Below are 22,074 nucleotides of genomic sequence, written 5' to 3'. Positions count from 1 at the left end.
GTTACGCGTCGATGAAGTGCGAGATGTTCGGCGGCCCGATCGTTATCGTGGCGCAACCTTCTCAGGAGGTATGGAACCGGCCACGGTCGGCCTTCCGATGACCTGGCATGGGGGAGCCGAGTCGGGCAGTTCGGGAGGGCCGGCCGCGGCCGGGGCTTGCGGGTCAGACCGCTTCGGCGGTCTCCGGGAGGTCGACGGCGAGCTGGTCGCCGAGCTCGACGATCTCGCTGAGGTCGCCGAAGTCGCGGACGGCGGTCGCGACCGTCTTTCGGATACGAGTGTTCACACGCTCGGAGCGGACCTTCTTGGCGACCTGCATGGCCTGCGAGGCCATGGTGGCGCTCTGCACGGGCTCGCGGCGCAGCAGGTGGACCGTGGCCATGCCGATGAGGTTCAGCGCGTACGACCGCTGGTGCTCGGAGTCCTTGGCGAACAGCTCCACGGCCCGCTGCATCAGGGGCTCGGCCAGGGAGGCGTAGGTGGGGCTGCGGCCCGCGATGTAGGCGAGGTCGCGGTAGGAGTGGGAGTTCTCCGCGTTCAGCTCGGCCTCGGAGAAGAAGCGGATCCAGTCGGGGTCGGGGTCGTCCCACTCGTCGGCCTCGGCGAAGGTGTCCTCGGCCATCCGCACCGCCCGCTTGCACTTGCCGGGCTGCCCCATGTTGGCGTAGGCGCGGGCCTCCATCGCATACAGCATGGACTGGATGCGCGGGCTCGCGCAGTCCCGGCTGCCGTACTGCGCGAGGTGGATCAGTTCCAGGGCGTCGTCGGGCCGGCCGAGGTGGATCATCTGCCGGCTCATGCTGGACAGGACGTAGGAGCCGAGCGGCTTGTCGCCGGCCTCCTTGGCGGCGTGCAGGGCGAGGACGAAGTACTTCTGCGCGGTGGGCTGGAGCCCGACGTCGTAGCTCATCCAGCCGGCCAGCTGGGCGAGCTCGGAGGCGACCTGGAAGAGCCTGCGGGCGGTGGACTCGGCCTGGGGTTCCTGGAGGAGGTCGGTGACCTCGTGCAGCTGGCCGACCACCGCCTTGCGGCGCAGGCCGCCGCCGCACTGGGCGTCCCACTGGCGGAACATCACCGTCGTGGTCTCCAGCAGATCCAGCTCGGGCTTGGACAGACGGCCGGGGCGGCGGGACTCGGCGAGGGACTCGGGCTCGCGCCGGGCCGGAGCGGACGGCGAGGGTACGAGCCAGCGCTGCATCGGCTCGATGAGGGACGGGCCCGCGGAAAGGGCCAGCGAGGTTCCGAGGAAGCCGCGCCGGGCCAGCATCAGGTCGCTGCGCGAGAACTCGCTGAGGAGGGCCACCGTCTGCGGGCCCGTCCAGGGCAGGTCCACGCCGGACACGGAGGGTGACTGGCGGGTGGCGCGCAGGCCGAGGTCCTCGACGGAGACGACGCAGCCGAACCGCTCGGAGAACAGCTCGGAGAGGATCCTGGGGATCGGCTCGCGCGGGTTCTCCCCGTCCAGCCAGCGGCGCACCCGGGAGGTGTCCGTGGAGATGTGGTTGGCCCCCAACTGGCGTGCCCGGCGGTTGACTTGGCGGGCGAGCTCGCCCTTGGACCAGCCGCTGCGCACGAACCACGAGCCGAGCAGCTCGTTGGGGCGCTTGTCAGCGTTCGTCCCGCTACCGCCGTTGCCGCCCACTGGAACGCCCCCATCCCTGAGACCACTTGTCGCCGAGTGCGCCAAGCCTTATCAGAATGCCGGTAAATACGGCCTCTCGTCCGGCAGTTGTCACCCTTGGAACAAGATGCCGACTTGCCTCCGGCATACCCACGAGTGCATGCGCCCCCAGGACTCGTGCACACACCGTAATCCTACGATCACTCGCGCAGCCATGGCGATCCGGGAATCGCCACCATTCGCCACCCCTTCGAATGAACTCACGGTCGGCCGGGCGCGATTCACTTGACACAGGACGGCCGGAAGCGGGTGAAGCGGTGCACTCGGGGGCGCGCGCCATCGGTGACACGACCCTGAGCGCTTCCAGGCGCCCGTCTACACCCCGCGGGAAAAAGGGAAGACGGAGCCTCGGAAGTCACGTTCCGCTTCCGTGTCGTTCCGCCGCGTAACCACCGGCGCGCTGGACCCGTTGGAGGGGGCATGGACTTCACGATCGGCGGCATTCGCGAGATCCGCTCCGGCACGCGTCGGCGCGGCCGTTCGTCGGAGTGCACCGCCGTCGCCGAGTTCACCGGACTGTGGGGCTGGGACGTGGTGCCGGGCGCGCGGGCCTCGGCGGGCGCCTGCTCGTGCGGGCGCGCCGACTGCGCCGCGCCGGGCGCGCATCCGCTGGAGTTCGCGCCGCGGGTCCCGGCGGGGGCCACGCTGGACGAGGTGACCACCGCCTGGGCCGAGGTGCCGGGCGCCGCCGTGATGCTGCCGGTCGGCCGGGCGTTCGACGTCATCGAGGTGGCCGAGCCGGCCGGCCGCCGCGCCCTGGTCCGCCTGGAGCGCATGGGCCTGCCCCTCGGCCCGGTCAGCGCGACCCCGGACGGCCGCGCGCACTTCTTCGTCGCCCCCGGCGCCGCCGCCGAGCTCCCCGCCCTGCTGTACCGCATGGGCTGGGACGCCCCCGCCGCCCTCGACCTGCGCGGCCTCGGCCCGGGTACATACATCACCGCCCCGCCCTCCGACCGGGGCGGCCTGGGCCCGGTCCGCTGGCTACGCCCACCCGCCCTCGACTCCGCGACCAAGCCCCCCACAGCCCGACTCCTACTGGGCACCCTGGCCTACGTGGCCCACCGGTCGCGGGCATAGAGCCGCGGACCCGCACGGCGGAGCGCCCGTCCCCGGCCGCATCCGGGGGCGGGCGCTCGTCGACACCTGATCGTCTCGGCGGCTGCTGTCCGCTCTCCGACGCGGGCGCCGACAGCGACCTTCGACTCCACCGGGCGCCGGTCGTCCGCGCCCCCGCCGGTCCGACAGCCGCTTCTCGGCACCCGATCGGCTCCGACCAGCCGGACCGGGACGGCCTGGGCCCGGCGCGCCGGCTGCGCTCACCCGCGCTGGAGCGGGGGACCCGACTGACGCTGGGCACACCCGGCGCGGGCGTAGTGACACGGGCCCGCACGGCGGAGCGCCCGTCCCCGGCCGCATCCGGGGGTGGGCGCTTGTCGACATCTGACCGTCTCGGCGGCTGCTGACGCTCTCCGACGCGGGCGCCGACGGCGGCGCCGGTCGTCCGTGTCCTCGCCGGTCCGACTGACGCCGGGCGCGCCGGGCGCGGGTGGGCGGTGCGGGCCCGCATGGCGAAGCGCCCGCCCCCAGGTCTGGCCGGGGCGGGCGCTTTCTCGCTGGGTACGGATTGTCGTATGCGGTCTCACTCGCCGATAAGGGCGTCAACGAAGGCCTCCGGCTCGAACGGAGCCAGGTCGTCCGCGCCCTCGCCGAGACCGATCAGCTTGACCGGGACGCCCAGCTCGCGCTGGACGGCGACCACGATGCCGCCCTTGGCCGTGCCGTCGAGCTTGGTCAGCACGATGCCGGTGATGTCGACGACCTCGGCGAAGACGCGGGCCTGCACGAGCCCGTTCTGGCCGGTGGTGGCGTCCAGTACGAGCAGCACCTCGTCCAGTGGGGCGTGCTTCTCCACGACCCGCTTGACCTTGCCGAGCTCGTCCATCAGGCCGGTCTTGGTGTGCAGACGGCCGGCGGTGTCGATGAGGACCACGTCGACCCCCATCTCCTTGCCCTCCTTGACCGCGTCGAAGGCGACGGAGGCGGGGTCGCCGGCCTCGGGCCCGCGCACGGTGTAGGCGCCCACCCGCTCGCCCCAGGTCTGCAGCTGGTCGGCGGCGGCGGCGCGGAAGGTGTCGGCGGCGCCGAGGACGACAGTGCGGCCGTCGGCCACCAGGACGCGGGCGAGCTTGCCGGTGGTGGTGGTCTTGCCGGTGCCGTTGACGCCCACGACCATCACGATGCCGGGCTTGCGGTCCTCGGGTTCCGTCTTCACCGTGCGGTCCGCGTCGGTGCCGATCAGCGTCAGCAGCTCCTCGCGCAGCAGCCCGCGCAGCTCCTCGGGGGTGCGCGTGCCGAGCACCCGGACGCGCTCGCGCAGCCGGTCGACCAGCTCCTGGGTGGGCTGCACGCCGACATCGGCGGTGAGCAGGGTGTCCTCGATCTCCTCCCAGGTCTCGTCGTCGAGGTGTTCGCGGGAGAGCAGGCTCAGCAGGCCCTTGCCGAGGGCGTTCTGCGAGCGGGAGAGGCGGGTGCGCAGGCGTACCAGGCGGCCGGCGGTGGGCTCCGGGATCTCGATCTCGGGAGCCTCTACGACGGGGGGCTCCTCGACGGCGACCGGGGCCGAACCGCCCGGTAGGTCCACCTCCTCGATGGTCCGGCGAGGTTCGTCGCGCGGCGTCTCGGCCTCGTCGCCGACATGCGGCTCGGCCGGGGGCGCGGTGATGTCGGGCGCGCTGGGGGGCGGCGGGGGCAGCTGCTTCTTGCGCCGGCTGCCGACGACGAGCCCACCGAGCGCGGCGAGCACGACCACGGCGATGACTACGGCAAGGATGATGGTTTCCATAACGGGACCAGTATCCATCCCCGCCCCGGGCTCGGCCGGGCGGTGCGCCCCGGTGCGCCGTGTGCGACGGCCGGGGGGCGGGCCCGCGGCCGGTCCGTGTCACCGCCATGGCCATCTGACGTGCCGTCAGCTACCGTCCCCCCGCACCCGGCCCCACCCACACGCCGAAGGGGGACCTCCCATGCCCGTGACGGTCGTACGCTTCAACCTCGTCGAACCCGGCGCCACCCCCGCCTCCCTCCACGCCCGCTACCGCGCGGCCCTGGAGATGGCCGCGTACGCCGACGAGCGGGGCATCACCACCGTGCAGACCGAGGAGCACCACGGCGTCGCGGACAACTGGGTGCCCTCGCCCTTCGTCTTCGCGGGCGCGGTGTTCGGGGCGACCCGCAGGATCGCGGTCACGGTGTCGGCGATCATCGGCCCGCTGCACGATCCGCTGCGGCTGGCGGAGGAGATCGCCGTGCTGGACCTGCTGAGCGGCGGCCGGCTGGTGACGGTGGCCGGGATCGGATACCGGCCGGAGGAGTACGCCCTGTTCGACGTGGAGTGGAAGCGGCGCGGCCGGCTCCAGGACGAGCTGCTGGAGACCCTGCTCAGGGCCTGGACCGGCGAGGAGTTCGAGTACCGGGGCCGCACCGTACGGGTCACCCCGCGCCCGTTCACCGACCCCCACCCCCTGCTCCTGGTCGGCGGCTCCTCCCGGGCCGCCGCCCGCCGCGCCGCCCGGCTCGGGCTGCCCTTCTTCCCGAGCGCGTACCTGCCCGAGCTGGAGGCGTACTACAAGGAGCGGCTCGTCGAGTACGGCACCGAGGGCTGGACGATGATGCCCGCCGCCGAGACACCGCTGCTGCACGTCTCCGAGGACCCGGACCGGGCCTGGGCCGAGTACGGCGAGCACTTTCTGCACGAGGCCCGGACGTATGCCTCCTGGCAGTCCGGCGGGATCCGCTCGGCGGTGCGGTCGGCGGCCACGACGGTGGAGGAGCTGCGCGCCGAGGGCGTGTACCGGATCCTCACCCCGGACGAGTGTGTGGCGCAGGGCCTCGACAACCTCGTCCTGCATCCGCTGGCGGGCGGGATGCCGGTGGCGGAGGGCTGGCGGAGCCTGCGGCTGTTCGCGGACCGGGTGCTTCCGGCGCTGGGCGACTGACCTTCGCGGATATCCGGTGGGTGCCGCGTACGACACCGCCGCCCCCGGTCCGGGCAGTGGCCGGGCCGGGGGCGGCGGAAGGTACGAGGAGAGGGGCAGCGGGGACTTGGCCCTTCTCCCCGAGTTCGCGGGGCGGGTGGTCAGCCCATCTCCTCCAGCGCCTTGCCCTTCGTCTCCTTGACGAACTTCAGGACGAACGGGATGGAGAGCGCGGCGCAGACCGTGTAGATCACGTAGGTCGCGGAGAGGTTCCAGTCGGCCAGCGACGGGAAGCTCGCGGTGATGGCCCAGTTGGCGATCCACTGCGCGGCGGCGGCCACACCCAGGGCGGCGGCGCGGATCTTGTTCGGGAACATCTCGCCGAGCATGACCCAGACGACCACACCCCAGGAGAGGGCGAAGAAGAGGACGAACACATGGGCGGCGATCAGCGCGGTCCAGCCCTGCGCGGCGGGCAGCTTGCCGCCGACCAGGTCGTAGGAGAAGGCCCAGGCCTCCAGGGCGAGGCCGACGACCATGCCGACCGAGCCGATGATCGCCAGCGGCCTGCGGCCGACGCGGTCCACGAAGATCATCGCGATCACGGTGCCGACGATGTTGATGATCGACGTCGTGAAGGAGTAGAAGAACGAGTCTGTCGGGTCGACGCCGACCGACTGCCACAGCGTCGAGGAGTAGTAGAACGCGACGTTGATGCCGACGAACTGCTGGAAGACCGACAGGCCGATGCCGACCCAGACGATCGGCTTGAAGAAGAAGCCGCCGCCGAGCAGGTCCCGGAAGCTCGACTTCTCCTCGCGGTTCATGGCGTGCTCGATCTCGGCGACGCGGGCGTCCAGGTCGAGGTCCTGGCCCTCCACCTCGGCGAGGATCTCGCGGGCCCGGTCGTGCTTGCCGACGGAGATCAGGAAGCGCGGGGACTCGGGGATCGCGAAGGACAGCAGGCCGTACAGGACGGCGGGGACGACCATCACGCCGAGCATGACCTGCCAGGCCTCCAGGCCCATCAGGTCGCCGCGCTGGTCACCGCCCGCGGAGTTGAGCAGACCCCAGTTGACCAGCTGCGAGATGGCGATGCCGATCACGATCGCGGCCTGCTGGAAGGAGCCGAGGCGGCCGCGGTACGCGGGCGGGGCGACCTCGGCTATGTAGGCGGGGCCGATGACCGAGGCCATGCCGATGGCGAACCCGCCGACGACGCGCCAGAGGGCGAAGTCCCACAGCGAGAAGGGAAGCGCCGAACCGACGGCGCTGACCGTGAACAGCGCGGCGGCGATCTGCATGACCCGGATGCGGCCGATGCGGTCGGCCATGCGGCCGGCGGTCGCGGCGCCGATGGCGCAGCCGATCAGGGCGACGGCGATGACCTGGGCCAGGGCCGCGGAGCCGATGTCGTACCGGTCCCGGATGGCCTCGACGGCGCCGTTGATCACGGAGCTGTCGTAGCCGAAGAGGAAACCGCCCATCGCGGCCGCCGCCGCGATGAAGATGACGTGCCCGAGATGCTCGGGGTGAGCCGTCCTGGCTCCTGACTTGGGTGCCTGCGCTGTGCTGGTCACGTGTACAACTCCTCGGGCCGCCGGCAACGCTGCCGACGTGGGGGTCAGCCCTAACAGGTGAGACCTGAAGGTAAAAGCAACGTTGCAGAGACTATGCCTTCAAGTTTCGAAGTCAATAGTCGATGTGATGTGAGCTTGGAGATACGCGGGGGCTTGTTGTGTTCATTTCTTGAAGGTGATGTGCCGGATGTGCCGGTGCCCGTCACCGAAGCCGCTGAGAGATGACCTTCGACACGCCGTCGCCCTGCATGGAGACGCCGTACAGCGCGTCGGCGACCTCCATCGTGCGTTTCTGGTGCGTGATCACGATCAGCTGCGAGGCCTCCTGCAGCTCCTGCATGATGCGGATCAGCCGCTGCAGGTTGGTGTCGTCGAGCGCCGCCTCGACCTCGTCCATGACGTAGAACGGGCTGGGCCGCGCCTTGAAGATCGACACCAGGAGAGCGACGGCGGTCAGCGACCGCTCGCCACCTGACAGCAGCGACAGCCGCTTGACCTTCTTGCCCGGCGGACGCGCCTCGACGTCCACGCCCGTGGTGAGCATGTTGTCGGGGTCGGTCAGCACCAGGCGCCCCTCACCACCCGGAAACAGCCGGCCGAAGACGCCCTCGAACTCCCGGGCTGTGTCCCGGTAGGCCTCCGAGAAGACCTGCTCGACGCGCTCGTCGACCTCCTTGACCACCTGGAGCAGGTCGGCGCGGGTCTTCTTCAGGTCCTCCAGCTGCTCGCTGAGGAACTTGTGCCGCTCCTCCAGGGCCGCGAACTCCTCCAGGGCCAGCGGGTTGACCTTGCCGAGCTGCTGGTAGGCCCGCTCGGCGGCCTTGAGCCGCTTCTCCTGCTCGGCGCGCACGAACGGTCTCGGCTGGTTGCGCGGGTGCTCGGGGTCGTCCGGCAGCTGCTCGCCCTCGGCGGGGGGCGAGGGCGGCACCGGCTGCTGCGGGCCGTACTCGGCCACGAGCCCCGCCGGTTCCACACCGAGTTCCTCCAGCGCCTTGGTCTCCAGCTGCTCGATCCGCAGCCGCTTCTCGGCCCCGAGTACCTCGCCGCGGTGAACTGAATCCGTCAACTTGTCCAGCTCGGCCTTCAGTTCGCGTCCCTCGCCGCGGGCGGCGGTCAGTTCCTGCTCACGGCGGGCCTTGGCGGACTCGGCGGCGACGCGCTCCCGCTCGGCGCGGGCCAGGGACACCTCGACGTGCGCGAGCAGCTGGCGCGCGCCGGAGGCGACGGCCTCGGCGACGGCGGCCTCGTGCCGCAGCCGGGCCCGCCGCTGCTCGGCACGCGCGCGTGCCTCGCGTTCCGCGCGGGCGGCCCGGTCGAGCGAGTCGGCCCGCCCGGCGAGCCCCTTGACCCGTTCCTCGTGCGTACGGGCCTGGAGCCGGGCCTCCATCTCCGTCTGGCGGGCGTTGGCGCCGTCGGCGGCCAGCCGGTCCCGTACCGAGGTGTCCGGTTCCTCCTCCACCGGCATCTCCTCGGCGACGGCGAGCCGTTCGGCGAGTTCCTCGGCGTCCCGTACGGCCTGGTCGAGCGCCTCCTGCGCGCGGGCCGCCGCCGCGGTGGACCGCTCGGCCTCCCCGGCGGCGCCGCGTGCCTGGCCGGCGAGCCGTCCGAGCTGCTGGGCGACGGCCGACTTCTCCCGGTCGGCGGCCCGGCGCCGCTCCCCCAGTTCCTCCATGAGCGTGGCGCACTCCCGCCGCCGCTCGGCCGCCTCGCGCTGCGCCTCGGCCAGCTCCTCGCAGCGCACCGCCAGCTCCTCCAGCTCGGCGGCGGCCTCGTCGACGGAGGCCTGCACTTCCAGCAGGCTCGGCGCTCCGGCGGACCCACCCTGCGCGAAGTGCGCGCCCAGCAGATCGCCTTCGGCGGTCACGGCGGTGAGGTCGGGGCGGGCGTAGACCAGATCCTCGGCGTCCTCGAGGGTGCCGACGACGACGATCCCGCGCAGCAGACGGCGTACGGCGGGCATGAGTTCGGCGGGCCCACGCACGAGGTCCCCGGCGAAGGGCGGCCCACCGGCAAGGGACTCCCCCGCACCGGCGGGCCGGGGGCCCGGCCTGTCCGGGATTGGGGTGCCTGGGGCGACTGGGGTGGTGGGGGTGCTGGGGGTGCCCGAGGTGCCGGGGGCAATGGAGGTGCCCGGGGCGCTGGGGGTGCCCGAGATGCTGGGGGCGCCCAGAGCGCCGACATCCGCCGACTCACCGGAGCGCCCTCCGTCCCGGAGTGCGGGGGTACGGGTCTCCCAGCTGCCGTCGGTCGCCCAGTTCTCCGGTGCTCCCGCGAGGAGCAGGGCCGCGCGGCCCGCGTCCTGTTTGCGCAGGAGGCGGATGGCGTCGGCGGCGGCGGAGGGGGTGGTGACGGCGAGGGCGTCGGCGGCTGCGCCGAAGGCGGCTGCCAGGGCGACCTCGTGGCCCGGGGTGACCGTGAGCAGCTCCGCCGCCGGGCCGAGCAGCCCGGTGAGCCGGTCCTTCGCGCCCAGCAGGGCACCGGTGCCGTCCTTCCGGCGCAGGCCCAGCGCCAGCGCCTCGTGGCGGGCCTGGGTCGCGGCGCGTCTGCGTTCCGCCGCGGTGGCCGCCTCGCGCGCGGCGGACAGGGCGGCCTCCGCCTCCGTCAGCTGCCGCTTGGCCTCCTCGTGCCGCTCGGCGAGCTCCATGTCCCCGGCGTCGAGGCCGTCGACCTCGGCCTTGAGGGTCTCGTACTCCTCCTGCGCCCGGACCGCCCGTTCCTGGGCCTCGTCCCGCGCGGCGGCCAGGCGGTCGATCTCGGCCTGCGCGGCGGCGGCGCGCGAACGGGCCGCGTTGACCTGGCCGCTGAGCCGGGCCAGGCCCTCGCGGCGGTCGGCGATGGCGCGGGCGACGTCCTTCAGACGGCGTTCCTCAGCGGCGAGTTCGCGCTCCAGCTCGGCCCGGTGGGCGACGGTGTCGTCGAGGGCGTGCTGCGCGGCCTCCAGCGCCGCCTCCAGCTCGGCCTCCTGCTCCCGGATCCGGGCGGCCTCGCGCTCCATGTCCTCGGGGTCCCGGCCGCGCCGCTCCTCGGGCGGTGCGGAGGTGGCGCTCTTCACCCGGGCTTCGGCGAGCGAGATCGTGCCGCGCACCCGCTCGGCGAGCTGGGAGAGTTCGTACCAGGTCTGCTGGGCGCGCTGGAGGCGCGGTGCGAGCCGGCGGACCTCGTCCTCCAGGAGGGCCTCACGCTGAAGGGCCTTCCTCAGCTCCTGCTCGGCGGTCTCCTTGCGCTCCTTCAGCGCGGCCTCGTCGGCGATCTCGGCCCGCAATGCCTCGCGCAGCCGTACCAGGTCGTCGGCGAGCAGACGCAGCCGGGCGTCGCGGAGGTCGGCCTGGATCACGGCGGCCCGGCGGGCGACGGCCGCCTGCCGGCCCAGCGGCTTGAGCTGCCGTCGCAGCTCGTCCGTCAGGTCCTGCACGCGCGCGAGATTGGCCTGCATCGCGTCCAGTTTCCGGAGCGCCTTCTCCTTGCGCTTGCGGTGCTTGAGGACGCCGGCGGCCTCCTCGATGAAGGCGCGGCGGCCCATGGGGTCGGCGTGCAGAACGGAGTCGAGCTGGCCCTGTCCGACGATGACGTGCATCTCGCGGCCGATGCCGGAGTCGGAGAGCAGTTCCTGGATGTCGAGGAGGCGGCAGGTGTCGCCGTTGATCTGGTACTCGCTGCCGCCGTTGCGGAACATGATCCGCGTGATGGTGACCTCGGCGTACTCGATGGGCAGCGCCCCGTCGGAGTTGTCGATGGTGAGGGACACCTCGGCGCGGCCCAGCGGCGGGCGGCCGGTGGTGCCGGCGAAGATGACGTCCTCCATCTTGCCGCCGCGCAGCGACTTGGCGCCCTGTTCGCCCATGACCCAGCTGAGCGCGTCCACGACGTTGGACTTGCCCGAGCCGTTCGGACCGACTACGCACGTGATCCCCGGTTCGAACCGGAGCGTGGTCGCGGAGGCGAACGACTTGAACCCCCGGAGGGTCAGGGCCTTGAGGTGCACGCCGCTGGACTCTACCCTTCCGCCCCTATCTCACTCCATGAACACTGGCAACCGCGCGGTTTCACGCATGAACATGCAGGGCACACCAGACGTTAAAGAGAGTGAAAGGATGCGCGGGGGAAAGAAAGAAGGGACGCCGAAGCGTCCCTTGCAACTCTGACAACTCAGCGGTTGATACGGGCAGCCCAACCACTGCTTGTGCTGTCGTGGAGCGATGCAGCGATCAGGTGAGCGCAGGCTCCGCCTGGTGTGCGTCGATGCTCTCCATGATCCTGTCGTGAGAAGCGGCAGCCGTCAGCGCCTCGTTCTCTGCCTGGATCCGTACGAGCTCGGATTCCAGGTCCTGTACGCGCTGCTGGAGCCGTCGCATCTCGGCGAGGAGTCGCGGGTCGGAGCCGCCGACGTAACCGAGAAGCGCCTTTGCCATGATGGATGGTCCTCCACACTGAGTGACCGACCGAATCGGTGGTGGGTCGTGAGGGATTCGCACCCGGAGTGCTTGGCACACTCGAGTGTTGCTCTGCTATTGCTACATGCCAAACAGCTAAGGTGCGCGGGGCTTTCAGCGTCTCACCAAAAAGTTTGACGGTCAACACGATCACGCCCCGGATTGGCGGGCAACCCGGCAGCGCGCGGCCGGAAAGCGGCGGCGCTGCGACTCCTGCGGGACCCGAAGGGCGTGGCGATCATCCTTACGTGCGGAGCCTGCCACCGCAAGCGGTTCTTGGCAACCACCAGGTCATTTCTGCTCGGGGCAGCTGCCTGTGGCATGTTCTTCCGCCTCGGCCTGCGGGAATTCACAGAACGGACTCAGCGGATGGCGAAGCTCTCGTAGCCGCCGCGGGGTGTGTCCCAGATCTCGGTGACGCCATCCACCTGCCCGGGCGTGTCGCCGCCTTGCAGCCACTTCAGCAGTCCCTCGCACGCCTCGCGCGACCCTTCGGCGACGACCTGAACGCGCCCGTCCGCCAAATTGAGAGCAAAACCACTCAGGCCGCCGATCTCGAGCGCCTTCGCCCGCGTGAACCAGCGGAAACCCACGCCCTGCACGTATCCGCGCACCCAGGCGACCAGCCGAACATCGTCACTCATACGTGCAACCTAACCGGCCAATGTCTCTCCGGACACTTCGTCCCCGGGTGCCATGGGGTACCGTCCCCACCCAATGAATCTCATATGAAACTCACTCGATCGGGTGAGTCGGGTTATCCGCAAGATCGTATGAGTGGGGTTGACCGCGAGGACGAGGAAGGCCAGGACATGGGACGCCACCGACGCGCCGCCACGGGCCGCGCCACGGAGGTCACGCAAGGGCAGGGCTCGTACACCGGGAGCCATGACCCGCGTGACTCGTACGCGGGCGAGCGCCCCACGATGGGCATCGCGCCCTATCTGAACCCGGAGGCGTACGCCGAGGCCTACGACAAGGCCGAGGCCTATCTGTACGCGACCGACGACGACTACGCCCGGACCACCGGCACGCTCCCCGTCCAGGACGGCGGGTTCACCCCGTCGGGCGGGGCGTCCCGGGGCCACCGCCGGAAGAAGAGGGCCGCGACCCCCGTGCGTACGGGACTGCTCGGCGTGTCCGCCGCGGTCGCCCTCGGCACGGTCGCGGTGTCCACCGGTGCGGTGCCCGGCCTCGACAACTACCGGCTCGGCGGTGGCACCAGCAGCGGCGGCGACAAGGTGCAGGCCGCGAGCTCGCCCAGCAACACGGCGGCCGAGCAGGGCGGCACCTCCGGCAGCGCCGAGAGCACCCGGACCGGCGAGTCCTCGACCAGCCGCGGCACCGGCCGCCCGGCCTCGCCGGCGAGCCCGTCCACCTCCACCTCCACCTCCGCTTCCGCCTCCACCTCGCCCTCCACCTCGTCGTCTCCCACGAAGACGAAGACGCCGTCGAAGAAGCCGGCCGCGAAGACCACACCGTCCGAGTCGAAGAGCACGCCCAGCCGCAGGGCGGGCAAGGCGCCGACGAGGAGCGCCGAGCCGGGGACGGTGTCGGCGGAGGCCGCCGTGGAGGCGGAGGTGCTGAGGCTGGTCAACGAGGACCGGGCCAGGGCCGGCTGCAGCGCCCTGTCCGCGAACAGCTCGCTGACGCGGCTGGCCGAGTCCTTCAGCGCGGACATGGCCACGCGGGGCTTCTTCGACCACACCGACCCGGACGGCGCCACCCCCTGGGACCGCGCCGCGAAGGCCGGCATCACCGGCCTCGGCGGCGAGAACATCGCGCGGGGCCAGGCCGACGCGGTCTCGGTGATGGAGTCCTGGATGAACAGCCCGGGCCACCGCGCCAACATCCTGAACTGCGACTTCAAGACCCTGGGGGTCGGTGTCCACTACGGGTCCGGTGGCCCCTGGTGGACGCAGGACTTCGGGTACTAGCCGCGGGACTGCGGCCACCGGTCGTACCCGTTACGCGGCGACGCGCCCCCGGGCGAACACCCGCGCCGTCTCCGTCACCCGGCGCCCCAGGTGCTCCGCCGTGGCCAAGTCCGCCTTGTGCACGGCCTCCGGGCCCTCGTCGACGTTGGTCTGCGCCGCCGCGCCCAGGAAGACGCCGAGGCGGTTGAGGTCGGTCTCGGCGCCCGTGCTGCTGTTCCAGCCGGGCAGCAGGCCGAGGCTGACCCAGTTCATGCCGAGCTGGGCGGCCAGGATCTGGAAGAACTGCAGGGTGTGCAGCTTGTCGCCGCTCTTGGAGCCGGAGTTGGTGAAGCCGGCCGCCAGCTTGTCCTTCCACGCCTGGGTGGCCCAGCGTGCCGAGGTCGCCTCGGCGAAGGCGTGGAAGGCGCCGGACGCGGTGCCCATGTAGGTGGGCGAGCCGAAGACGATGGCGTCCGAGGCGTCGAGAACCGCCCACTCCTCCTCGGTGATCCCGTCGACCTTGATCAGGTGCACCTCGGCGCCGGCCTCGGCCGCACCGGCGCGGACGGCCTCGGCGAGGACGGCGGTGTGGCCGTAGCCGGAGTGGTAGGCGATGGAGACAACAGGGGTGGTCACGAGCAGTACTCCTCGAATGAGCAGTTCAACAACAGTAACCACAGGAAAGCACTAACCCTGAGTTAGTGCAACCTGATGGTTAGCGCTGCCTTCGAGTACGCTTGAGGTATGACCGTCACGCAGGAGAGCGCGGAGGATCAGCACCTCCCGTACAACGTGTTCGCCAAGGCCTGCCCCTCGCGCGGCACCCTGGAGCACGTCACCGGCCGCTGGGGATCACTGACCCTCGGCGCGCTGCACGAGGGCTCGTTGCGTTTCAACGAGTTGCGCCGCCGGGTCGACGGCGTGAGCGAGAAGATGCTGTCCCAGACCCTGCAGGCGCTGGAGCGCGACGGCCTGGTGCACCGCGAGGCCCAGCCGACGAACCCGCCCCGGGTGGACTACGAACTGACCCCGCTGGGCCGCGAGGTGGCGACCCGTCTGCTGGACCTCATCCACTGCGTGGAGGGCCGGATGGACGACGTCCTGGCCGCCCGGGAGAACTACGACGTCACGCGCGGCGCCCGCTGACACTTCGGGCAGAAGTAACTGGAGCGGTTCATCCAGGGCCGGCGGCGCATGGGGGTCGCGCATCGCCGGCACGGCAGACCCTCGCGGCCGTAGGCGTCCAGGGAGCGGTCGAAGTAGCCCGACTCGCCGTTGACGTTGACGTAGAGGCTGTCGAAGCTGGTCCCGCCCACGGCGAGGGCCTCGTTCATCACGTCCCGGATGTGACCGAGGAGTTCCGTGGTGCGCGGGCGCGTGAAGGTGGTGGTGGGGCGCTCGTAGTGCAGGCGGGCGCGCCACAGGGCCTCGTCCGCGTAGATGTTGCCGACGCCGCTGATCAGCGACTGGTCCAGCAGGGCCCGCTTGATGGTGGTCCGCTTCCGGCGCAGCGCCCGGTGGAAGGCCTCGTCGTCGAAGAGCGGGTCGAGGGGGTCGCGGGCGATGTGCGCGATGACGTCCGGCAGACCGTCGGTGGTGGTGTCATGCAGCGACAGGCCGCCGAAGGTGCGCTGGTCGACGAAGCGGAGTTCGGTGCCCAGGCCGTCGGCGAAGCGGACGCGGATCCTGAGGTGCTTCTCGTCCGGCGCGGCCTCCGGCTGGACCAGCAGCTGCCCGCTCATGCCGAGGTGGGCCAGCACCGCCTGCCGGGTGTCCTCCAGCGGCAGCCACAGGTACTTGCCGCGGCGGCTGGGCGTGCCCACGCGATGCCCCTTGAGGCGGTGCGCGAAGTCGTCGGCACCGGCCAGGTGACGGCGTACGGCACGCGGGTGCAGCACCTCGGCGTCGGCGACGGCGCGGTGGGCGACCCACCGCTCCAGGCCACGCCGTACGACCTCGACCTCGGGCAACTCGGGCATCGGGACCCCCGTGACAAGCGGTGGATGAAAGCCGAGCGCCCGCCCCTGGGCGGGGACGGGCGCTCGGGTCCTGCTGTTCGGTCAGGCGGAGGCCGACGTCTCGTCGGCTTCGGCAGCGGCGTCGATGTCGACGGCATCGGCCGTCGCCTTGGCGCGCTCGTCCGCCGCGGCCCGGATGGACCGCCACGCGGATTCCGCGGCCTGCTGCTCCGCCTCCTTCTTGCTGCGGCCGGTGCCGGTGCCGTACGAGACGCCTCCGACGCGGGCGGCAGCAGTGAAGGTCTTCTCGTGGTCGGGACCGGTCTCCGTGACCAGGTACTCGGGCACGCCGAGCCCTTCGGTCGCGGTGAGCTCCTGGAGACTGGTCTTCCAGTCCAGGCCGGCACCGAGGTTGGAGGACTTCTCGATCAGCGGGTCGAAGAGCCGGTGCACCAGCTCGGACGCCGAATCGAGGCCCTGGTCGAGATAGACCGCGCCGATCACCGCTTCCAGGGTGTCGGCGAGGATGGACGCCTTGTCCCGGCCACCCGTGCCCTCTTCACCACGGCCGAGCCGGATGAAGGAACCGAGTTCGAGGCCACGGCCGACCTCCGCCAGCGCACGCGAGTTGACCACCGCGGCCCGCAACTTGGCCAGCTGGCCTTCGGGCAGGTCGGGGTGGGTGCGGTACAGCGTGTCCGTGACCACCAGGCCGAGCACGGAGTCCCCGAGGAACTCCAGACGCTCGTTGGTGGGCAGACCGCCGTTCTCGTACGCGTACGAACGGTGGGTCAGCGCACGCACCAGAAGGGCGGACTCGAGTTTGTACCCGAGCCGCCCTTCCAACAGCGTGTGGGACGAGGCCGTGTTGTCCGCTGAGTTCTTCTTCGGCGTGGACACAGTGCCTCTCACCAGCCGCTCAGACCTCGAGGACCTGGCGCTTGTTGTAGGTGCCGCAAGACGGGCACGCGATGTGCTGCAGCTTGGGCTCGTGGCAGCGCTCGCACGCAACCAGGGTGGGGACCGCAGCCTTCCACTGCGACCGGCGGTGGCGCGTGTTGCTGCGCGACATCTTCCGCTTCGGAACAGCCACGGCTACTTCTCCTGCTTCTCGTCGACGCCCGCTTCGGCGCCGCTCATCTCGTCCTTCTCGCCGTCCTGCATGGTGCCGGCGAGTCCCTGCAAAGCCGCCCAACGGATGTCGACGGCGTCATGGTGGTGGTCCGGGTCGTCCGCGAGCCGCGCTCCGCACTCGGAGCACAGGCCCGGACAGTCGTCCTGGCACACCGGCTGCATCGGCAGTGCGAGCACCACCGCATCACGCAGCACTGATTCGAGGTCGAAGAGTCCGTCCTCGAGGAAGAGCCTGTCCTCGTCGTCCTCTTCGTCGACGGCGTCTTCGTCGGACCGGGCTTTCGCACGGCCCCGCTCGTCGGCGTCGGGGTACGAGAACATCTCCTGGAAGTCCGCTTCGAGCTCCAGCCCGACCGGCTCCAGACACCTTACGCACTCCCCCTCGGCCGTTGCACGGGCGGTGCCTGTGACAAGCACCCCTTCCATGACCGACTCGAGCCGGAGTTCGAGCTCCACCGGGGCGCCTTCCGGCACTCCGATGACCTCCTGGATACCGAGATCCTTGGGGGCGTCGACCGTACGGGTCAGGCGCTGCAGCGCACCAGGACGCCGCCCCAGCTCGTGTGTGTCGAACACGAGGGGGTTGCGGTGGTCGAGGCGCGCGTTGGAGGCCATTCCTGCTTTCGATCTTCGAGCTCAGAGGGACGCCGCCCTGAAGGTGTCGCCGGGCAGCGTTGATCGCGGACGTAGACGCGACCGAAGAGCCAGGATACTGGACCTTTCGCTGACGGCCCAATCGGGTCCGTCGTTACAGGCCGCGCTCCTGCTCGTACGCCCGCAGCTGCTCGGCGCTGATCATGCTGGTGTCGAAGAGACTGGTCTCGTCGAGGGCGTAGCCCTGCTGGGGCTGCGGCTGCGGCTGCTGGGGCTCGTGGGCCTGCTGATCCTGGTTCGGGTCGTAGGCGGACTGCTGGTCGTAGCCCTGATAGGCGGCGTACGGGTCGGCCTGCTGGTAGCCGTACGGGTCCTGCTGGCCGTAGCCGTGCTGTTGCGGGAAGCCGCCGTACGGGTCGGGCTGCTGCTGGTAGCCGTAGGCCGGCTGCTGCTCGTACTGCGGCTGCGCCGGCTGCTGCGGCTGTTCGGCCCGGGCGTCCTGCTCGGCGAGGGCCGCGAGGTCGGCGAGGTAGTCGGCGTCGCTGGAGTGCTGCCGGGTGGTGGAGTCGCCGGCGAGGGCGCCGAGGTCGTCGGTGGCGATGCGGCCGTGCAGCTTCTGACGGCCCCGGCCGACGGCCTCCAGGGTCTTGGCGAGGACCGCCTCGAAGGCGCCGAGCTTGGTGTCCACGTAGGCGTCGGCGTCGCGGCGCAGGGTCTCCGGGTCGTGGCTGCGCTCGGGGGCGTCCTCGTCCTCGTAGCCGTTCTCGTCCAGGCCCGGCCCGGTGCCCAGCAGCTTCTCGCGCCCGCGGCCGACCGAGCCGAGGGTCTTGGTGAGGACGACCTCGAAGTTGGCGAGCTTGGAGTCGACGTAGTCGTCGGCCTCGGCGCGGATCTCCTCGGCCTCCTTGCGGGCCTCGGCCAGGATCCGGTCGGCCTCGGCCTGGGAGCGGCGGGCGACCTCCGTGCCGGAGACCAGCGAGCCGCGCTCGGCGTGCGCGCTCTCGATGATCCGCTCGGCCTCCAGGCGGGCCTGCTCGACCATCTGCTCGCGGTCGCCGATCAGCTCCTGGGCCTGCGCGAGGGAGCCGGGCAGGGCCTGGCGGACCTCTTCGAGCAGCGCGAGCAGCTCGGCGCGGTTGACCACGCACGAGGCCGACATGGGCATGGACCGGGCGCCGGAGACCGTGGTGACGATCTCGTCGAGCTTCTTCTGGACGTCCACCTGTGCTCGCCACTCTCTACAGCTGTGTTGGCAACGGACGGGACGACTGTACGACCCCGGGGTGGCCGCCCGACACCGGATGACGGGTTGTCAGGCGGTCAGTCCTTCCTGAGACGCTCGCCGAGGGCTTCGAGGACCGCCGGGGGCACCAGGTGGGAGACGTCGCCGCCCCAGGTGGCGACCTCCTTGACCAGGGAGGAGGAGAGGAAGCTGTAGGTGGGGTTGGTCGGCACGAAGAGCGTCTCGACGCCGGAGAGGCCGTTGTTCATCTGGGCCATCTGCAGCTCGTAGTCGAAGTCGCTGACGGCGCGCAGGCCCTTGACGATGGCGGGGATGTCGCGCTGCTTGCAGAAGTCGACGAGGAGGCCGTGGAAGGCCTCGACGCGGACGTTCGCGTACTCGGCGGTGACCCGGCGGATCAGGTCGATCCGCTCGTCGATCTCGAACAGGCCCTTCTTGGCCTTGTTGATCATCACCGCGACGTAGACCTCGTCGTAGAGACGGGAGGCGCGGGAGATGATGTCGAGGTGTCCGTTGGTGATCGGGTCGAACGACCCGGGACAGACGGCACGGCGCACTTGTGGTCCCTCGCTCTCCGGTCCGGTCATCGTGCGTCTTCGCACGTTGAGGCGGCGCGACCGTACCAAAACGTTCCCTCGCCGTAGCGACGGGCCCGGATGGCCTCGAAGCCGTCCGGCCAGTGGAATTCGCCGCCTCTGGTGCTGCGCTCCACGGTGACGAGGGCTTCCTCCGCGAGCCACCCCTGCGTGCGGAGTGTGAGCAGAATCTCGCGAAGATCGTCGTCGGTGACGGCGTAGGGCGGGTCGAGGAAGACGAGGTCGTACGGCTCCGCCGGCGCCGGTGACTGGATGATCTGCTCCGCTTTGCCCGCCCTGACCTCGGCGCCGGGGAGGCCGAGGCTCTTGACGTTCTCCCGGACGGTGCGGGCCGCTCGCGCGTCGGCTTCGACGAGGAGTGTGTGCCCCGCCCCTCTGGAGAGCGCCTCCAGGCCGACGGCCCCGGATCCGGCGTACAGATCGAGAACGCGCTCTCCCGCGAGCGGGCCGCCGAGCAGGGACTGCCAGGTGGAGAAGAGGCCCTCGCGTGCGCGGTCCGAGGTCGGGCGGGTGCCTGTCCCCGGCGGGACGGCCAGTCGGCGTCCGCCGGCCGCGCCGGCGATCACGCGAGTCATCTCAGGTCCTTGTCGGTGTGCTCGGATGGTGGCCGTTCCCAGTCTGTCAGCCCTTCTCCAGGTACTGCTCCCGCTCGTCGTCCAGCAGGGCCTCCAGGGCCGTCCGCAGTGCGGGCAGTCGCTCCAGGTCGGGGTCGGCCGCGACCACCGCCGCCGCCTCCGCGCGGGCCTCCGCGATGATCTCCTCGTCCTCGATGACGGCGAGGACCCGCAGGCTGGAGCGGACGCCGGACTGAGCCTGGCCGAGCACGTCGCCCTCGCGGCGCTGTTCCAGGTCGATACGGGAGAGCTCGAAGCCGTCCAGGGTGGTGGCGACGGCGTTCAGCCGCTGGCGGGCGGCGCTCGCCTCGGGCATCTCGGTGACCAGCAGGCACAGGCCGGGCGCCGAGCCGCGGCCGACGCGGCCGCGCAGCTGGTGGAGCTGGGAGACGCCGAACCGGTCCGCGTCCATGATCACCATCGCGGTGGCGTTCGGGACGTTCACACCGACCTCGATGACGGTCGTGGCGACCAGGACGTCGGTCTCCCCGGCGGCGAAGCGGCGCATGACCGCGTCCTTGTCGTCGGGGTGCATCCGGCCGTGCAGGACCTCCACCCCCAAACCCTTGAGGGGGCCCTTCTCCAACTGCTGGGCCACGTCGAGGACGGCCAGCGGAGGGCGCTTCTCGGCCTCGTCCTCGGGGGACTTCTGCTTCTTCGCGGCCTTGGGGTCGTCCTCCTCGTCGCCGATGCGCGGGCAGACGACGTACGCCTGATGGCCGTTGCCCACCTCCTCGCGCACCCGTTCCCACGCGCGGGCCAGGAAGTGCGGCTTGTCGGCGGCCGGGACGACATGGCTGGCGATCGGCGAGCGGCCGGCCGGGAGCTGGTCGAGGACGGAGGTCTCCAGGTCGCCGAAGACGGTCATGGCGACCGTGCGCGGGATCGGCGTAGCGGTCATGACGAGCAGGTGCGGCGGCTGCTTTCCCTTGCCGCGCAGGGCGTCGCGCTGTTCGACGCCGAATCGGTGCTGTTCGTCCACGACGACCAGCCCGAGGTCGTGGAACTGCACCTTGTCCTCGATCAGCGCGTGCGTGCCGATCACGATCCCCGCCTCTCCGGTGGCGAGGTCGAGCAGCGCCCGGCGGCGAGCGGCGGCGCCCATCGAGCCGGTGAGCAGCACCACCTTGGTGGCGTGCTCGACGCCGCCCAGCATGCCTCCCTCCGCCAGCTCGCCCATCATCTCGGTGACCGACCGGTGGTGCTGCTGGGCGAGCACCTCGGTGGGCGCGAGCATGGCGGCCTGGCCGCCCGCGTCGACGACGGCGAGCATGGCGCGCAGGGCGACCAGCGTCTTGCCCGAGCCCACCTCGCCCTGGAGCAGCCGGTGCATCGGGTGTTCGGTGGCGAGGTCGTCGAAGATGTCCCGGGAGACCCGCTGCTGGCCCTCGGTGAGGGTGAAGGGGAGGCGGTCGTCGAAGGCGGTCAGCAGGCCGTCGGGGAGCGGTGTGCGGGCGACCGCCGGGAGCTGGGCGTCGGCGTGCCGGCGGCGGGCCAGGGCGACCTGGAGCACGAAGGCCTCGTCCCACTTGAGGCGGGCGCGGGCGTCGGCGATGTCGGCCTTGGTGTGCGGGCGGTGGATCTTGAGGAGGGCCTCGGGGAGGGAGACCAGGGCGCGGCCCTCGCGGAGGCTGTCCGGGAGGGGGTCCACGGCTTCCTGGGCGCTGGGCAGCGCCGTCTGGATGGCCTTGCCGATCTTCCAGGACTCCAGTTTGGCGGTGGCCGGGTAGATGGGGATGAGGGCCCCGGCCCAGGTCTCGACCGCCTCCTCGCTGTCACTCTTCAGCAACTCGTACGCCGGATGGGCGAGTTGCAGTCGGCGGTTGAACACGGAGACCTTGCCCGCGAACATCGCGCGCGTGCCCGGCAGCAGCTCCTTGTGAGGCTTGTGAACGCCGTTGCCGAAGAAAACGAGTTGGAGCCGGCCACTGCCGTCCGTGATCGTCACCTCCAGGCGCTGGCCCTTGCCGCGCGGGGCCTTGGCGGAGGCGAAGGAGTGCAGGCGGGCGTCGGCGACCTGCGCGACCACCGTGACGTGCTCGTCCATGGGGAGGTCGGCGAGGTGGGTGAGCTGCCCGCGCTCCTCGTATCTGCGCGGGTAGTGGTGCAGGAGGTCGCCGACGGAGTGCAGGCCGAGGTGCTCGGCCATCACCTTCGCGGTGGCGGGGCCGAGCACTGACTTCAGCGGTTGTTTCAGTGGTTCTTCCAGTGCGGGCACGAGATCCATTGCACACCACGGCACTGACATTGCCGTATACGTACTGGGAAACCCCTGGTCAGGCGGGCTGTTCGGGCTCTAGGATGGCGCGCTCCGGCCATCCCCCCGCGGTCACCTCCCCACCAAGGGACCGCCC

General features: G+C 71.2%; 19 protein-coding genes. 4 read left to right on the top strand and 15 right to left on the bottom strand.

Annotation, left to right across the window (positions count from 1 at the left end; all coding sequences use genetic code 11):
* Nucleotides 1-163: 163 nt before the first annotated feature.
* Nucleotides 164-1,642, bottom strand: coding sequence for a transcriptional repressor NsdA (nsdA, locus tag ACZ7L0_RS29845; RefSeq protein WP_471245616.1), 1,479 nt, complete (start codon nucleotides 1,640-1,642; stop codon nucleotides 164-166).
* A 459-nt stretch (nucleotides 1,643-2,101) separates the two neighbouring features.
* Between nsdA and ACZ7L0_RS29840 the strand changes: the two genes are divergently transcribed.
* Nucleotides 2,102-2,758: a bifunctional DNA primase/polymerase gene (locus ACZ7L0_RS29840; RefSeq protein WP_471245615.1), complete on the top strand. Its 657-nt coding sequence runs from the start codon at nucleotides 2,102-2,104 to the stop codon at nucleotides 2,756-2,758.
* 562 nt (nucleotides 2,759-3,320) lie between these two features.
* Here ACZ7L0_RS29840 and ftsY read toward each other — a convergent pair.
* Nucleotides 3,321-4,523: a signal recognition particle-docking protein FtsY gene (ftsY, locus tag ACZ7L0_RS29835; RefSeq protein WP_471245614.1), complete on the bottom strand. Its 1,203-nt coding sequence runs from the start codon at nucleotides 4,521-4,523 to the stop codon at nucleotides 3,321-3,323.
* 181 nt (nucleotides 4,524-4,704) lie between these two features.
* Here ftsY and ACZ7L0_RS29830 point away from each other — a divergent pair, with 181 nt between their 5' ends.
* Entirely contained in the window at nucleotides 4,705-5,676 is a 972-nt protein-coding gene (locus tag ACZ7L0_RS29830) for an LLM class flavin-dependent oxidoreductase (protein WP_471245613.1), read from the top strand.
* Between the two features lie 140 nt (nucleotides 5,677-5,816).
* Here ACZ7L0_RS29830 and ACZ7L0_RS29825 read toward each other — a convergent pair whose 3' ends face one another.
* The 4 genes from ACZ7L0_RS29825 to ACZ7L0_RS29810 all read right to left on the bottom strand — a co-directional run bounded on the left by ACZ7L0_RS29825 (nucleotide 5,817) and on the right by ACZ7L0_RS29810 (nucleotide 12,309).
* Nucleotides 5,817-7,235 (bottom strand): sugar porter family MFS transporter, encoded by a 1,419-nt coding sequence (locus ACZ7L0_RS29825; RefSeq protein ID WP_471245612.1) that lies wholly within the window; start codon nucleotides 7,233-7,235, stop codon nucleotides 5,817-5,819.
* Between the two features lie 202 nt (nucleotides 7,236-7,437).
* Nucleotides 7,438-11,217, bottom strand: coding sequence for an AAA family ATPase (locus ACZ7L0_RS29820; RefSeq protein WP_471245611.1), 3,780 nt, complete (start codon nucleotides 11,215-11,217; stop codon nucleotides 7,438-7,440).
* 223 nt (nucleotides 11,218-11,440) lie between these two features.
* On the bottom strand, nucleotides 11,441-11,644 hold the full coding sequence (locus ACZ7L0_RS29815; RefSeq protein WP_055623302.1) for a hypothetical protein: 204 nt from the start codon (nucleotides 11,642-11,644) through the stop codon (nucleotides 11,441-11,443).
* A 383-nt stretch (nucleotides 11,645-12,027) separates the two neighbouring features.
* Nucleotides 12,028-12,309, bottom strand: coding sequence for an acylphosphatase (locus ACZ7L0_RS29810; RefSeq protein ID WP_471245610.1), 282 nt, complete (start codon nucleotides 12,307-12,309; stop codon nucleotides 12,028-12,030).
* Nucleotides 12,310-12,438: 129 nt separating this feature from the next.
* Between ACZ7L0_RS29810 and ACZ7L0_RS29805 the strand changes: the two genes are divergently transcribed.
* Nucleotides 12,439-13,602, top strand: coding sequence for a CAP domain-containing protein (locus ACZ7L0_RS29805; protein ID WP_471245609.1), 1,164 nt, complete (start codon nucleotides 12,439-12,441; stop codon nucleotides 13,600-13,602).
* Between the two features lie 30 nt (nucleotides 13,603-13,632).
* On the opposite strand, the gene ACZ7L0_RS29800 is transcribed toward ACZ7L0_RS29805, so the two are convergent.
* Entirely contained in the window at nucleotides 13,633-14,217 is a 585-nt protein-coding gene (locus ACZ7L0_RS29800) for a flavodoxin family protein (RefSeq protein ID WP_471245608.1), read from the bottom strand.
* Between the two features lie 108 nt (nucleotides 14,218-14,325).
* Here ACZ7L0_RS29800 and ACZ7L0_RS29795 point away from each other — a divergent pair, with 108 nt between their 5' ends.
* Nucleotides 14,326-14,727: a winged helix-turn-helix transcriptional regulator gene (locus ACZ7L0_RS29795; RefSeq protein ID WP_471245607.1), complete on the top strand. Its 402-nt coding sequence runs from the start codon at nucleotides 14,326-14,328 to the stop codon at nucleotides 14,725-14,727.
* Here ACZ7L0_RS29795 and mutM read toward each other — a convergent pair.
* The 8 genes from mutM to recG form a co-directional block, all read right to left on the bottom strand.
* Nucleotides 14,700-15,560, bottom strand: a complete 861-nt coding sequence (gene mutM, locus ACZ7L0_RS29790; RefSeq protein ID WP_471245606.1) for a bifunctional DNA-formamidopyrimidine glycosylase/DNA-(apurinic or apyrimidinic site) lyase — start codon at nucleotides 15,558-15,560, stop codon at nucleotides 14,700-14,702. The genes ACZ7L0_RS29795 and mutM overlap by 28 nt on opposite strands.
* 81 nt (nucleotides 15,561-15,641) lie before the next feature.
* Nucleotides 15,642-16,451 carry a ribonuclease III gene (gene rnc, locus ACZ7L0_RS29785; RefSeq protein ID WP_471245605.1) on the bottom strand — a complete coding sequence of 270 codons (810 nt, stop codon included), beginning with the start codon at nucleotides 16,449-16,451 and terminating at the stop codon, nucleotides 15,642-15,644.
* 7 nt (nucleotides 16,452-16,458) lie between these two features.
* Nucleotides 16,459-16,632, bottom strand: coding sequence for a 50S ribosomal protein L32 (rpmF, locus tag ACZ7L0_RS29780; protein WP_007493396.1), 174 nt, complete (start codon nucleotides 16,630-16,632; stop codon nucleotides 16,459-16,461).
* A gap of 2 nt (nucleotides 16,633-16,634) precedes the next feature.
* Nucleotides 16,635-17,288, bottom strand: coding sequence for a YceD family protein (locus tag ACZ7L0_RS29775; RefSeq protein ID WP_471245604.1), 654 nt, complete (start codon nucleotides 17,286-17,288; stop codon nucleotides 16,635-16,637).
* Nucleotides 17,289-17,421: 133 nt separating this feature from the next.
* The gene (locus ACZ7L0_RS29770) at nucleotides 17,422-18,489 is read right to left on the bottom strand and encodes an ATP synthase F0 subunit B (protein WP_471245603.1); all 1,068 of its coding nucleotides are present in this window, start codon (nucleotides 18,487-18,489) and stop codon (nucleotides 17,422-17,424) included.
* A 98-nt stretch (nucleotides 18,490-18,587) separates the two neighbouring features.
* Entirely contained in the window at nucleotides 18,588-19,067 is a 480-nt protein-coding gene (coaD, locus tag ACZ7L0_RS29765; RefSeq protein WP_471245742.1) for a pantetheine-phosphate adenylyltransferase, read from the bottom strand.
* Between the two features lie 26 nt (nucleotides 19,068-19,093).
* The gene (gene rsmD, locus ACZ7L0_RS29760; RefSeq protein ID WP_471245602.1) at nucleotides 19,094-19,681 is read right to left on the bottom strand and encodes a 16S rRNA (guanine(966)-N(2))-methyltransferase RsmD; all 588 of its coding nucleotides are present in this window, start codon (nucleotides 19,679-19,681) and stop codon (nucleotides 19,094-19,096) included.
* A 46-nt stretch (nucleotides 19,682-19,727) separates the two neighbouring features.
* Nucleotides 19,728-21,947, bottom strand: a complete 2,220-nt coding sequence (recG, locus tag ACZ7L0_RS29755) for an ATP-dependent DNA helicase RecG (RefSeq protein WP_471245601.1) — start codon at nucleotides 21,945-21,947, stop codon at nucleotides 19,728-19,730.
* Nucleotides 21,948-22,074: the final 127 nt, after the last annotated feature.

The sequence above is a fragment of the Streptomyces sp. NPDC039424 genome, from assembly GCF_055639495.1.
This window is presented reverse-complemented; position numbering and strand designations above follow the sequence as displayed.